Below are 13,366 nucleotides of genomic sequence, written 5' to 3'. Positions count from 1 at the left end.
TTAAATCCACGCATGACGCGCAGGCAGCGCATCATTGAGGTAATAGTTGCCGATAGCGTGGGTTTTCCAGCGCACCGGATCGTGCAAAGTGTGGGTGCGCGCATTGCGCCAGTGGCGATCGAGCCCGTGGCGCAGCAGCGTGCCGCGACTGCCGCCCCATTCCAGCAATTTCTCACTGGCGCGCAGCGCAACGTCGGTGGTGAGCACTTTGGCTTCCGCCACCGCAATCGACGCGCGCGCACAATTTTCAGCGGTCAGCGCTTGCCGATCGATGCTGTCCAGTACGCGGGCGGCACGCGCCAGCAGCGCATTGGCGGCGCTCAGTTCGGTGCTGATGCGGCCCACGTCGGCGAGAATATAGGGATCGTCGGCATTGCGGCTGACATTGGCATCCACCCACGGTCGCGAGCTGCTGCGCACAAACTCCAGTGCCTCATCCAGCGCGCCCTGAGCAATCCCGGCATCAATCGCTGCCTGAATCAGCTGTGAAACCGCGCCGCGCAGCGTCGGCTTTTCCGGCGCAGGCAGCGACATCAGCAGCGCCGGATCCACCACCACCTGCTGCAGTTTCACCGTGCCGCTGGCAGTAGTGCGCTGTCCAATGCCAGACCAGTCATCGACAATTTCTACGCCCTGCGCTGGCAACGGAATAAACGCCATGGTCGGCTGCTGGTCATACATGGCGGTGGTGACCAGAATGTCGGCGAATAGCGCGCCGGTAGAGTAGAACTTCTCCCCAGTGAGCTGCACACCTTGTGACGTTGTCACCAATTGCGCTTGCACATCGCGCGTGTGTTTGGTGTTTTTCTCTGGCCCTCCATTGCCAAGGCGCTTGCCGTCGACCACCGCATGCAACAACTGCTGTTGTTGCGCTGCAGAACCTTCACCGAGGATGAACTGAATCAGGCCAAAGTGGTTTTGTGGGATTTGCCCGAGCGACGGATCGCTGGCGGAGATCAGTCGAAATACCTCGGCTACCGTCTGGAACGACAAGCCTGCGCCGCCAAATTCACGCGGCACGCTGATGCTACCAAGGCCCAATAAGGTGAATTGGTTCAGCAGCTCAATCGGGTATAGACGTTGTTGATCGCGCTCGACTGCACCGCTTTTCGCCTGTTCGGCTAAATGGCGTGCGGCGGCAATCGCCTGTGCATCGCTGCTTAATACCGCGGCGCGGTTAATAATCTCGTCACTGTTTTGCGTCATAGCTGATTTCACTTTTACTGCACAGCGAATAGTAAGCCTGCACTGAATAAGCCAGCAGGCGGTGGAATTAATAACGGGTTGAAAGCGATGATAATCAGCGGAGTTTAAGCAAGTAAATAGCGCGGTTATGCTATATCTGGCAATGGGTTGCCATTATTAAGCTATCGATTTATTTAGGCACAACAAAGGGCTACAGGCGGCGCTGCGAGGCGTAGCTGAGTATAAAAAAGCGGCGAGTAATTCTTAAGATCAAATAACGCTAAGAAAAGTTTTATTTTGCAAATAATGATGTTTGCACATACTCGTAGCGGCGCAATTTATTGCGCGTCTCAGTTTAAACGTCAAAAGAGCGCGATAAATCGCGCCGCTACAAATTGTGCGAAGGTTAACAGCGGCGCTGGACTATTAATTATTTAATTGCGCATCAAACTGCGCGGCGGCGAATAAACGGCTCGATTCGCTTTTCGCGCTGTGCGGGATCTCTACGCTGTCGATCAACTGCGCCAGCTGATAGGTTTTCACCGTCTCATTTTGCGTCAGCTGCTGCGAATAGTTTGCAGTCAAATCCCCTTTCTTATTCTGCGTCACCGACGTCTGGCTGCGCTCTTCATCATCAATCAGATGATATTTGTAGTTCTGCGACGATTTCTGTTCGGTGAGTTTCACCGCTGAGGCGGAATCCAGCGCGGTATGGAAACTGGCTTTCAGTTTAAACAGCGTCTGCTGGCTCAAATCCTGGCTATCGCCATGCTGCTGCGTGGTGGTTTTTTGCGCCACATTGAGTGAGAAGCTATCTTCCTCTTCCGGCTTATACGGATTGCCGGAAATCGGCGTCTGCTGATAAGTGGCGGAGAAATCGGCCAATCCGCTGATCGCGCCACTCTTCGCCGCATTGGCATCAATCGCTTTCACTCGCTGCGTATTAATACTTTCGGCCGCTTTGCCTTCGGTGGTATTGAGCGCACGGAAGCTCTCTTTAAACAGCGACAGCATGGCACTGTTGCCATGACCGCGTGCCGCCGCCTGGTCAAATTTGGTGCTCCACTGATCCAGCGCCGCGGCTTGCTGCGCCGCACTACCCGCTTGCGTCAGTTTCGACATATCGGTGTCCAGTTTGATGCTGACATCACCATTGTGGAAACCGAGCCAGCGCTCTTGATCGTCGGCATGCAGATTCAGCGACTGCGTGACATTATTGCCGTTGCGCAGATCGGTCTTCAGATCGACGCTTTTCAACACCGAGCTATCAAACTTCATCAGATCGCTGATATCAAGTTGAGTCGTGCTGGCATCCAGGCCATCCAACGCCTTCTGCAAACCCGCTGACAAGCTGCCAATCGCCGCTGCTTCATCGTTATTCAACTGGCCACCGCTGGTTTTCAGCTCCACCACCATGCCGCCCTGCTGGCGCGTCATTTGCAGGCTAACCTGCACGCCAGATTGGGTGGTGATGGTCAACGCCAGCGCACTTTGGCTGCTGCTTTGTGCGCTGTTAACCGCGTCGGTTGCGGGAACGCTCAGGGTCACATCACCGCGATTGCTGGCCAGATTACTGAGCAAGGAGCTGCCCAGACCGTTCATGCCAACGCCTTTCGCCTGCGCGGCACCGTTCAGCTGCGCTTGCAGGCTGCTGGTGACATCCACGGAGCTTTGTACCTGTGCAGGCACGATTTTGTAGATCGCGGCGATGGCGTCACTCGCCTCGCTGAAGGTCACTTTGGTGGAGGCTTCTGCCGTTAAGGCATTTTGCGCGGTTTTGTTGTTGACCGTCGCTGTAACCACCGCGTTAGAAGCGATTAAATTTCTCAGTACGCTGCTGCCAATCCCATTTAGCATGAAAATAATCCTCGTTATGTACTATTCCGCTATGTTATCGGCGAGAATTTCGGCAGCTTTAGTGTTTTGTCACCCGCACCCCACCACGGGTTGGCATTTCTGGCACAGCATCTGTCTGGTTAAACACAGCCCGCACCACGCACCTGACTTAGGTTATTCATCAGCACATCTCTCACTCACGAGGAAAGGTCAGGATGAATAATCTGCATTACAAAAGCTTGCTGGAAATTGGCCGTCTGATTCAGTCGGGCGACATCTCCTCGCTTGAGGTCACGCAAACGCTGCTGGCGCGTATCGATACGCTGGATCGTGACTTACACAGCTTCTTCTACATCATGCGTGATAGCGCGCTGAAGCAGGCGGCCGAAGCCGATGCAGAGATTGCCCAGGGTAAAATGCGTGGCCCGCTGCACGGTGTGCCGATTGCGTTGAAAGATCTAATCTGGACTAAAGATGCCCCCACCAGCCACGGCATGATCATCCACAAGGATCACTATCCAGACGAAAACTCCACTGTGGTGGAACGCTTCCGCGCGGCGGGTGCGGTGATTCTCGGCAAGCTGACGCAAACCGAAAGCGCCTTCGCCGATCACCATCCCGAAATCACCCGCCCCAATAATCCATGGGGCAGCGCGTTGTGGACCGGCGTCTCCTCCAGCGGATCCGGCGTGGCTACCGCAGCGGGCTTGTGCTTTGGCTCGATTGGCACCGATACCGGCGGTTCCATTCGCTTCCCGTCTAACGCCAACGGCCTGACTGGCATTAAACCAACCTGGGGTCGCGTGACACGTCACGGCGCCTGTGAACTGGCGGCATCCCTCGACCACATCGGCCCTATGGCGCGCAACGCCGCTGACGCCGCCGCCATGCTGCAAGCCATTGCCGGTCGCGATGACAAAGATTCCACTTCCAGCAGCGAACCGGTACCTGATTATCTGGCGCTGATGACGCGCGGTATTAGCAAAATGCGCATCGGTGTCGATAAAAGCTGGGCGCTGGAGAAAGTGGATGAAGAGACGCGGGCGGCGCTGCAAGCGGCTATCGCCACGTTGAGTTCGCTTGGTGCCACGCTGGTGGATATTACGCTGCCGGATACCGAACAAGCCGCCGCCGAGTGGAGCGCGCTGTGCGCCGTGGAAACCGCGCTGGCACATGAAAAGACCTATCCAGCGCAGAAAGATCAATACGGTCCGGGTTTGGCGGGTCTGCTGGATCTCGGTCACAGCGTCACCGCACTCGAGTATCAGCGGCTGCTGCTCAATCGTGCGGCGCTGCGCGGCGATATTTCCGCACTCTTTACTCAGGTCGATTTGATTCTCGCTCCCGCGACCGCCTATGCCGGATTAACCTGGGACACCATGACCCGTTTTGGTACCGATCAGGCACTGTTTAACGGCGTGCTGCGCTATACCAGTGCATTCGATGCCAGCGGACATCCCACCATTACCTTGCCGTGCGGCATGACGGCAACCGGTGCACCTATTGGTTTCCAGCTGGTCGCGGCGCATTTCGCTGAAACCATCATGATTCAGGGCGCGTGGGCCTTCCAGCAGGTTACCGATTGGCATAAACAGCATCCTGCGCTGTAAATCTTTCGCCTTTGCCGCCTCGACAGCATCGGGGCGGCCCTTTCACCCGCTGATGGCCTGAAACTTGCTTTAACTCCTCTACTTCCGCCCTTTTTCGCCATGTTTAGGGGATGCTGATATGAAAGAGCTGTTCACCACCGATGATCTCGATAATCGTCATCGCTTCGATGCCTGGCGCGATGCGGTGTGCTCACGTTTGATCAAGGCCGAAGCGCGGCAAATGCACGCCGGTGCGTTTTCCGGCAGCTTCGCCTATTCGATGTTAGGCCAACTGGACATCGCTAATCACGTATCGCATACCGCGCTGATGTGGCAACGCACGCCGGAGTGCATTCGCCGCCATCCTAATCACGATTTCTATCTGGGTTACGTCAGTGCGGGCAGCGGTACGCTGCGTCAGAATGGTCACCAGTCACGCGTTAGCGCTGGCGACGTGGTGATTTACGATGCAGCCACGCCGTTTGATTTTGCGATGGACAATGTCGCCATCAATATCGTGCATCTGCCGCGTCACATCATGGAGAAAGAGGCACCTGCCACGGCAAAACTGGCGGGTAAAACGCTGGACCTTACGCGGCCCGGCATGACCTCGCTTAAACAACTGCTGCAGGAAGCCTTTGTGTTTAACGCCGAGCGGGAGAATGCGTTTCTGGCCGCGCAGTTTGCTAATACGCTGCTGAATATGATTTCGGTCAGCGTTAATTTGCAGCACAGCGAGCAGGCGTTGAAACCCGATCTCTATTCGCGCGTAGTACTTTTTTTGCGCCAGAATCTGCAGGAGCCGGAGTTATCAGTGGCGCAGATAGCCAATGCGCATCACGTTTCTCCGCGCACCATCAGCCGGGTGTTCGCCGCTCACGGCACCACCCCGATGAACTTCCTCTGGCAGGAGCGCCTGCACGCCTGCCGCCGCATTCTGGCGGAAGGCAAAGCGCGCAATATCACGCAGGTGGCGCTGGATCATGGCTTTAGCGACATGTCGCACTTCAGCCTGGCGTTTCGCAAAGCCTTTGGTTATACGCCCAGCAGCCTGCTGCGACTGCCGGACGCTCAGGCGCAGGAGTAACTACTTTTGCAGAGTATTAATCACGCGTTGCGCGGTAAATTCCAGGCTGCTGCGCGTGTTCATCGCTTCACTGCGCATTAAACGATACGCGCCGGACTCATCAAGGCCAAAGGTTTGCATTAGCACGCCCTTGGCCTGCGCTAACCTTTCACCACGCGCTCTGCGCACCTGCAGCCGCTCGCGCTGGCGCACGGTTTTTAACGTGCCGATGATCTGCACAATCAAGGCAAAGGGATTGATTTCTCGCTCGGCGATGGCGCTGGGCTGAAGTTGCAGCAGCAGCGGAAACAGCCGCGCATTGTGGCAATCGGCCAGCGCAACAAGGGGGATGTCCCGCTGCTGGGCGCTGCTGAAGAGGCCAGGCAGCGCGTGCTGCTGATGGGCGTCAATCGCCACCAGCAGCAGTTGTGTTTCCGCAGGGAATGACGCCGCGGGCGGCCAACTGTGTTGCGCGTGACAGCCCAGCTGCGCCAGCGAGGCGCAAAACGCGCGCACGCTTTGTGAGTCAGGATGGAAAATATGCAGCCGAACACCAGAAAGCGTTGCCAGTAATGATTGTTCAATCATGATTCATCCTATGCGCATCCCGAAAAAGGAAGCTTCACAGTAAGCGAGCGGATGAGTTAACGCTTTGCTGATGCTGCCGGGTGCTGTGTCAGGGAGGACAAACGTGCCGCCAGTCCCTAACCCTCTCCCGCAAGCAGGAGAGGGAACCGTTCGGCGCGCTTCTCCCACCCTCTCCCGCAAGCGAGAGATGGCTGGGGTAAGGGCAATCTACCTCACACGTGAAACCCCAAAAACTGCTCGGCCACGCTGGCGCTCGACTGGGTTTTCGGATCGATTTTCTGCACAATCTGCCCCTTCTCGATCACATGAATCTGGTCGGAAAGCGCATACAGAAACTCAATATCCTGCTCCACCAGAATGATTGAAATATCCATCTCATGGCGCAGCCGCTGTAACGTCGCAATAATCTCCTCGCAAATATTCGGTTGAATCCCCTCCGTCGGCTCATCCAACAGCACCAGCTGCGGTTGCCCGCACAAGCAGCGCGCCAGTGCCAGCAGTTGCTGCTCGCCACCCGAAAGCGCGCCGCCGGGCTGTGCCAGCAGGCGTTTCAGGCGCGGAAAGATCTCCAGCATCTGCTCGATAATCTGCCCGGCGCGTGAAAAGTGTTTCACGCAGCCCATGCGCAAATTCTCTTCTACCGTTAGCAGCGGAAAAATCTGGCGCCCCTGCGGCACAAATCCAATCCCCGCCGCCGCGCGCTGGTGCGCCTGGTAACGCGTAATGTCGATGCCATTCAGCGCAATGCTGCCCTGCCAGGCAGGCAGTTCGCCCATAATGGTGCGCAGTAGCGTGGTTTTGCCCATGCCATTGCGGCCCAGCACTCCGGTAAAGGATTTAGCACCGACAAACAGCTCGGATAGGTTCAGCACCGGTATTTTGTTATAGCCCGAGACCATCTCTTTTATTTCAAGCATGTTTAATCTCCAGATTGCCGAGATACGCCTCTTTCACCAGCGGATTTTGCGTCACCTCGCGAAAACTGCCCTCCGCCAGCACCGCGCCCTGATTAAACACCGTTACTCGCTGCGCAATCATGCTGATGAACTCCATGTCGTGCTCCACCACCACCACCGTGCTCTGCTGGTTAATGGTTTTGATCAGCTGCGCCGTTTTGCGCACCTCCTGATGCGTCATGCCTGCCGCCGGTTCGTCCAGCAGCACCAGCTGCGGTTTTGAGATTAGAATCATGCCCAACTCCACCCACTGCCGCTGACCGTGTGCCAGCTCCGAAAGCACCGCATGCTGCAGTTCGGCGAGCCCGATATCCTCCAGCACGCGATCAATCGCCGCCGGCAGCGCGGCTTTTGCCAGCTTATTCGCCGCCGCCTGCCACAGGTTTTCCCGGATGCTTAAGCCCTCGAACACGCTCGGCACCTGGGTTTTAATGCCGATCCCCAGACGTGCAATCTCCCACGGCCGTTTACCGGAGATCACCCGATCGCGATAGCGACACTCGCCGCGCGTTGGCGTCACCTGCCCGCTTAACATTTTGAAAAAGGTACTTTTGCCGGCACCGTTTGGGCCGATCAGGCAGCGCAACTCACCTTCATGCAGAGTAAAATCCACCTCTTTTACTGCATGAACGCCACCAAAGCTGACGCCCATCTTGTGGGTTTCCAGCAACACATTGGCCGTCATGGTTTCACCTCACTCACCTGCGCACGGCTGGCCGTGGCGCTCATCGTTCGCTTGCGCCGCACCAAACGCTGCAGCGTGGGCAAAATGCCGCCCGGAATCAGCAACACAAACACCGCCAGAATCACCCCCAGCACTAAATTGACGTCCACGGTTTGCTGCGCACCCAGCCGCGTCACCATCCACTGCAACAGCACGCAGCTGATCACCGGGCCGAGCAGCGTGCCGCGCCCGCCGACAATCACCCAAATAATGATCTGCGCTGACTGGCTGATGCTGAACACGCCAGGACTGACAAACGCGCCCCAGTTGACGTACAGACAACCGGCTAAACCGGCAATCGCTGCGCCGATGGCAAAGGTCGCCAGCTTATGTGCCGGCACGTTATAGCCGAGCAAACCGGCGCGCTGTTCGTTCTCGCGGATCGCCACCACGGTTTTGCCGAAACGGCTCAGCAGCACAAATTTCAGCAAGGCGTAACAGAGCGCCAGACAGCCCGCCGTGACCATAAAGATCGCTTCCGGTGACAAAATAGCGTCGGGCTGGAACGGCAGGTTGAGCGTCGGCACCGACGGAATCCCATTGAAGCCGCCCAGCAGCGCCTCACCAAGGTGATACTCGCTACCGGAAGTGGAGTTGATCCAGTTAAACAGCACCAGACTCACCGCCAGCGTTATTGCGCCGAGATAAACATCGCTGACGCCGCCATAAAAAATCACATAGCCGAGCAGCAGCGAGAACAGCGTAGGCAGCAGCACCGCCATCACCACCGCCCAGGTGGAGTCGCCCCAGTTAATCGCGCAGATGGCATAGGTGTAAGCGCCCAGGCCGAAAAACGCCGCCTGACCGAAGCACAAAATACCGCCGTAACCCCAGATAAACGCCAGACTGAGTGACAGCAATCCCATCACCAGAAACACCGTCAGTGATAGCAAGGTGTAGAGCTCAATCGTGCCGGAGAGCCACAGCGCCACTAGCACCATTACCAGCGCAGTAAGCACAATCTGGACTTTCTCAGAGAAAAATTTCATTACAACGATCTCCTGAAGAAGCGTCCGGTGATGCCCTGCGGCATCAGGCGGAGCAACACAATCGCACTCAGCAGCAGCGCCACCGCCCCGAACACCGGCGTGGAGGCATAGGTCACCAGCTGGGAAATGGTGCCGAACAGCGTGGATGAGGAGAGCGTGCCGGCGATAATCGCGCTGCCGCCGCCGATCACCGTGATAAAGGCTTTGGCAATAAAGCTGACGCCAATGGTTGGGATGACGCCGGTGATCGGCGCTAACAGCGCGCCGCCTAAACCGGAAAGCGCCGCGCCGAGTCCAAACGTCAGGCTGTAGATTTTGCCCGGATTGCTGCCAAGCGCCGCGGCCATGCGGGCGTTTTGCATGGTGGCGCGAGCGCACAACCCTAAGGTGGTAAAGCGCAGCAGCAGCCACAGCGCCCCGATCAAGCCCAGCGCAAATACAATCATGAACAGCGAATATCCGCTGGTGCTGTAGCTGCCCACGTTAACGCTCGGCAGCGGTGAGCTGATGCCTAAAGTGGTGTTGCCGAACAGCATGGTGGCGGCACCAATCAAGGCCAGGCTCAAGCCCCAGGTGGCCAACATGGTGTCGATCATCCGCCCATACAGATGACGAATGATCACGCGCTCCACCACCGCGCCGAAGACGCCCACGGTGAGCGGTGCGATCACCAGCATGGCGATCCAAATCGGCACGCCCCACTGGTTGGTTGCCAGAATCGCGCTGTAGCCGCCCAGCATCATGAATTCGCCGTGCGCCATATTGACGATTTTCATCATGCCGAATACTACCGCCAGCCCAACGCTCATGATGATCAGTACGGCAATGGCATTGAGCACTTCAATGCCGTAGATAATGAACAGATCCATAGCGGCTCCTGTTACAGCTCAATTTGATACTGTTTGGTATCGCGCGGATTTTTCTTCAGATCGCACACCATCGCGGTATCCACCGGTGCTTGATTGGGGAAGGTTTCCAGAATTTTCATCTGATGGTTTTCCACTTCGGCGATGTGCACATCCAGCGAACAGTGATGGGTAGCCGGATCGACGCTGAGCTTGCCGCTGGGCGACGTTAGCGTGATGCCGGATTCCAGCGCCTCAATCACCTTCATGCGGTCAATATCGCCCGCTTTGCGCACCCCCTCAGCCCAAATCAGCATGCCCTGATAGGCGCCCATGGCTAAATCGCTGATATACGGCGTATTGGCACCGTAGCGTGCATGGAATTTTTCGACGAAGGCCTGGTTCTCTGGCGAGGGAATTTCCTGCATATAGTTGGCCGCCACCAGAATGCCGTTGCTCTCTTCCGGCGATAGAATGATGTGTTCGTTGCCGCCGCCAAACACCGTCGAGGCAATCGGGATCTTGCCGCTCATACCGGCGGCATGCCACTGGCGGTAGAACGAGATGTGCGCGCCGCCCACCAGCGCCGACCACACCATGTCGGGTTTTGCGCTCTGGATTTTAGAAATTGCGGCACCAAAATCGGTGACATCCAGCGGGAAGAATTCCACGGTCATTACTTCGCCACCGTTATCACGCACCGATTTTTTCACCCAGGCAGAGACGATTTGACCGTAGTTATAATCCGCCGCCAGCACGTAAACTTTTTTACCCCACTTTTTCACCGCATAAGGCACCAGCTTTTCCACGGTTTGTGCCGGAGTAGAACCTGAGGAGAAATAGTTGCGGTCACACACTCCACCTTCATACTGCGCCGGATAAAAATAGAGCGAGCGAAAACGATCCAATACCGGACGAATTACTTCGCGTGAGGCTGAGGTTATTCCACCGTGCACCACCGCCACTTTGTCTTTTAGCGCCGCCTGCTGCGCATATTGCGCATAAAGCTGCATGTTGGACTGCGCATCGTAATTAATTACCTGCAGTGGACGCCCTAATAATCCACCTGCGGCATTGATCTCTTCCGCGGCCAGATTAACCGCATTCGACATCGGCTTACCGTAGATATCGAGGCCGCCGGAGAGGTCGAGAATACTGGCGATTTTAATGGCGTCCTTGCTATCGGCGGCGAAAGTAAATTTAGGCGCTACGCCCGCAGCTAATCCCAATGCCGATACCGCTGAACCCTGGATAAATGAACGACGACTAATAGCCATAACATCCCCTTAAGGAAGTAAAGAAAAATAATTGGGAGGTTTCCGGGAGGCCGGAGAGAATAAGAGAGATCGGCAGACGGCGTTGTCTACATTAACCAGAGGGTTGCCACAGCGTTGGGGCGTTATTTTTTATAAAGCAAGAAGTGGGCCAAATAACATAACCCCCGCACATTGTCGTAATAGCGTGATTAAATGCGCAATAAATTGCGCCGCTACGGCAATGTGCGCACTGTTAAATGGCAATGGGCACCAATAAGGTGCGAAAGATTAAATATAAATTTAATGCAGACTGTCCGTTTAAATATAATGGATGGCACGACTAACCAAGACGTTATTAACGGTCGCCATAAATGGCGTAATGCCGATCAGTTCAGCGCTGAGCGACTTTCGTTCGCCATCGGCTGAGGCAGTTTCATCTACGCCGTGCGGCGACCGAGAAGAGGGCGTCTGGGCCACGCCCTCTTCACTCCCCGGCCCTGCGCCAGCCCATCCCGCCGCTACGCGGTGCCTTCACTCCCTCACGATTCCTGACGGACCGGCGGCGATTCGCTCCTGCTCAGCGCCGCCTCTCGCCGCATCCCTGCGGCTCGCCCTGGAATCCCTCACTCGCTCAGCGGGCTGGGATGTCGCCTCCACACCCGCGCTGCAGCATCAATGCCTGGTCCTGAATCATCACCGCTGTATCGCCTGTAGGGTCGCCATTCATGGCGACCAGGTAACCCAAAGTCTTCAGTCAGCAAAATTTCAAATCAGATACGGTAATGACAGGCGATGGTGTTGGGCGCTATCCGCAGCGCCGAGCGCAGAGTGACGGCCAGGATGAGCCGACACGACGTCGGCGAAAGCGCGGCATGAGCCAGGGATGGCGAATCCGCGCGGTCCGTCAGGCCGGAGTGATAAGCGAGGGAACAGCGAGGACGGCGCAGGCGCGGATTGCTAAGGTCCGCGCCTTCGGACCTTAGCCCGGCCGCCTGCTTCACACATTCTGAAACTGCCGGATGCTTAGCGGGCGGAACCACTGCGATGCCAGTGCGCTGCTTAACTGACTTGCATAACGCCATAAATGGCGACCGCAATCCCCCCCCCCCTTAATTAAAGAACTTGATATCCGTCGGCGTCGCGATCTTCGCCACCTCGCCCGCGGCTTTTAACGCACCGCTTTCCGCATCAAAATGGAACAGGGTGATGTTGTTAGTGAACACGTTTGCCACGTACAAATATTTGCCGCTAGCATCAAAGGCGAAGGCGCGTGGCTCGATACCGTCCGCCTTATAGCGCACCGGTGAACCCAATGAGCCATCCTGCTCAATCCTGAACACCACTAAACTGTTGTCGGAACCTCGGTTAGCGGCAATCAGATACTTGCCGTTCGGGCTAAGGATGATGCCGCCACCGCTTCTGTACTCGGCGCTGCTGTTTTCTGTATTCAGTTTGACCGCCGCTTGTCGCTCCAAACGATCGTCCTGCACGGCAAACACCACGACTTCAGCGGCCATTTCGGTGGTGACATAAGCGTGTTTGCCATCGGGTGAAAACACCATATGACGCGGGCCCGATCCGGCCGGGAAAGTGACGTCACGCGCGGTATCCGCCTGCAGCGGCTGGGTTTTCCCCGCGTGATAGGCGTAAGCGTGGAGTTTATCGCCGCCGAGATCGGCCGCGTAAAGATATTTGCCGTCGGGGGTGAAGGTCGTAGAGTGCGCGTGACCGCCATCCTGACGATCTTTCACCGCGCCGCTTCCATCGGCAAATGGGAAGTTCTGCACCTGTTCGCCGAGTGAACCATCATGATGAATCGGGAATACCGCAACGCTGGCACCACCTTTTGCCACCGAGTAGTTGGCAACAAACAGGAATTTGCCATCCGGGCTGATGGTCGCATGAGTGGGTTGTTGGCCGTGGCTATCCACCGCATTGATCACCCGCACCTTGCCGCTGTTATCGATGGCGAGCGCGGTAACGGCGCCGGCATTTTCTTCATTGGTGGTATAAGCAAAGCGGCCGTCGTGGGATTTCACGATCCACGAGGGGCTTTTCATTTTGATGAAATCAAGTGGCGTTAAGGTGCCGTCGCTATTGACCTTCAATCGGTACAAGCCTTCGCTAGGATGTCCCGGATTTTGCACTAACGGCGCATCCGGAATGCTGGTCCATGTGCCGACTAACGCCGTTTGGTTGTGGTGTTCCGCTGCAGTTGCCATTGCACTTCCCGCTAAGATGAAAACAACCGCAGATAATGCCATGGATAGGTTGGATGCTAAACCCTGCCTGTTAAAATTATTTGATTTATTCAACTTAACACTCCGCCTAA

General features: G+C 56.4%; 11 protein-coding genes. 2 read left to right on the top strand and 9 right to left on the bottom strand.

Annotation, left to right across the window (positions count from 1 at the left end; genetic code table 11):
• Both WFL93_RS09140 and WFL93_RS09135 read right to left on the bottom strand, forming a co-directional pair.
• The gene (locus tag WFL93_RS09140; protein WP_336777941.1) at nucleotides 1-1,206 is read right to left on the bottom strand and encodes an SfnB family sulfur acquisition oxidoreductase; all 1,206 of its coding nucleotides are present in this window, start codon (nucleotides 1,204-1,206) and stop codon (nucleotides 1-3) included.
• Between the two features lie 405 nt (nucleotides 1,207-1,611).
• On the bottom strand, nucleotides 1,612-3,042 hold the full coding sequence (locus WFL93_RS09135; RefSeq protein WP_336777940.1) for a hypothetical protein: 1,431 nt from the start codon (nucleotides 3,040-3,042) through the stop codon (nucleotides 1,612-1,614).
• 194 nt (nucleotides 3,043-3,236) lie between these two features.
• Between WFL93_RS09135 and WFL93_RS09130 the strand changes: the two genes are divergently transcribed.
• Together WFL93_RS09130 and WFL93_RS09125 are read left to right on the top strand one after the other, a co-directional pair.
• The gene (locus WFL93_RS09130; RefSeq protein ID WP_336777939.1) at nucleotides 3,237-4,631 is read left to right on the top strand and encodes an amidase; all 1,395 of its coding nucleotides are present in this window, start codon (nucleotides 3,237-3,239) and stop codon (nucleotides 4,629-4,631) included.
• Nucleotides 4,632-4,749: 118 nt separating this feature from the next.
• Nucleotides 4,750-5,697, top strand: a complete 948-nt coding sequence (locus tag WFL93_RS09125) for a helix-turn-helix domain-containing protein (protein WP_180824263.1) — start codon at nucleotides 4,750-4,752, stop codon at nucleotides 5,695-5,697.
• On the opposite strand, the gene WFL93_RS09120 is transcribed toward WFL93_RS09125, so the two are convergent.
• The 7 genes from WFL93_RS09120 to WFL93_RS09090 form a co-directional block, all read right to left on the bottom strand.
• Nucleotides 5,698-6,264 (bottom strand): ANTAR domain-containing response regulator, encoded by a 567-nt coding sequence (locus tag WFL93_RS09120; protein WP_336777938.1) that lies wholly within the window; start codon nucleotides 6,262-6,264, stop codon nucleotides 5,698-5,700. It lies immediately after the preceding gene.
• Between the two features lie 212 nt (nucleotides 6,265-6,476).
• The gene (locus WFL93_RS09115) at nucleotides 6,477-7,181 is read right to left on the bottom strand and encodes an ABC transporter ATP-binding protein (protein ID WP_009128387.1); all 705 of its coding nucleotides are present in this window, start codon (nucleotides 7,179-7,181) and stop codon (nucleotides 6,477-6,479) included.
• On the bottom strand, nucleotides 7,174-7,905 hold the full coding sequence (locus WFL93_RS09110) for an ATP-binding cassette domain-containing protein (RefSeq protein WP_049851722.1): 732 nt from the start codon (nucleotides 7,903-7,905) through the stop codon (nucleotides 7,174-7,176). The genes WFL93_RS09115 and WFL93_RS09110 overlap by 8 nt, the downstream gene beginning before the upstream one ends.
• On the bottom strand, nucleotides 7,902-8,933 hold the full coding sequence (locus tag WFL93_RS09105; protein WP_049851723.1) for a branched-chain amino acid ABC transporter permease: 1,032 nt from the start codon (nucleotides 8,931-8,933) through the stop codon (nucleotides 7,902-7,904). Before WFL93_RS09105 ends, WFL93_RS09110 begins: the two co-directional genes overlap by 4 nt.
• Nucleotides 8,933-9,802, bottom strand: a complete 870-nt coding sequence (locus WFL93_RS09100) for a branched-chain amino acid ABC transporter permease (RefSeq protein WP_009128382.1) — start codon at nucleotides 9,800-9,802, stop codon at nucleotides 8,933-8,935. The genes WFL93_RS09105 and WFL93_RS09100 overlap by 1 nt, the downstream gene beginning before the upstream one ends.
• 11 nt (nucleotides 9,803-9,813) lie before the next feature.
• A complete protein-coding gene (locus WFL93_RS09095) occupies nucleotides 9,814-11,055 on the bottom strand; it encodes an urea ABC transporter substrate-binding protein (protein WP_336777937.1) in 1,242 nt (413 codons plus the stop codon).
• A gap of 1,088 nt (nucleotides 11,056-12,143) precedes the next feature.
• Nucleotides 12,144-13,256, bottom strand: a complete 1,113-nt coding sequence (locus tag WFL93_RS09090) for a lactonase family protein (protein ID WP_336777936.1) — start codon at nucleotides 13,254-13,256, stop codon at nucleotides 12,144-12,146.
• Nucleotides 13,257-13,366: the final 110 nt, after the last annotated feature.

Source organism: Pantoea sp. USHLN256, from assembly GCF_037149875.1.
Lineage (GTDB): Bacteria > Pseudomonadota > Gammaproteobacteria > Enterobacterales > Enterobacteriaceae > Pantoea > Pantoea nemavictus.
Note: the sequence above shows the minus strand (reverse complement) of the source record. Positions and strands in the feature narration are given on the sequence as shown.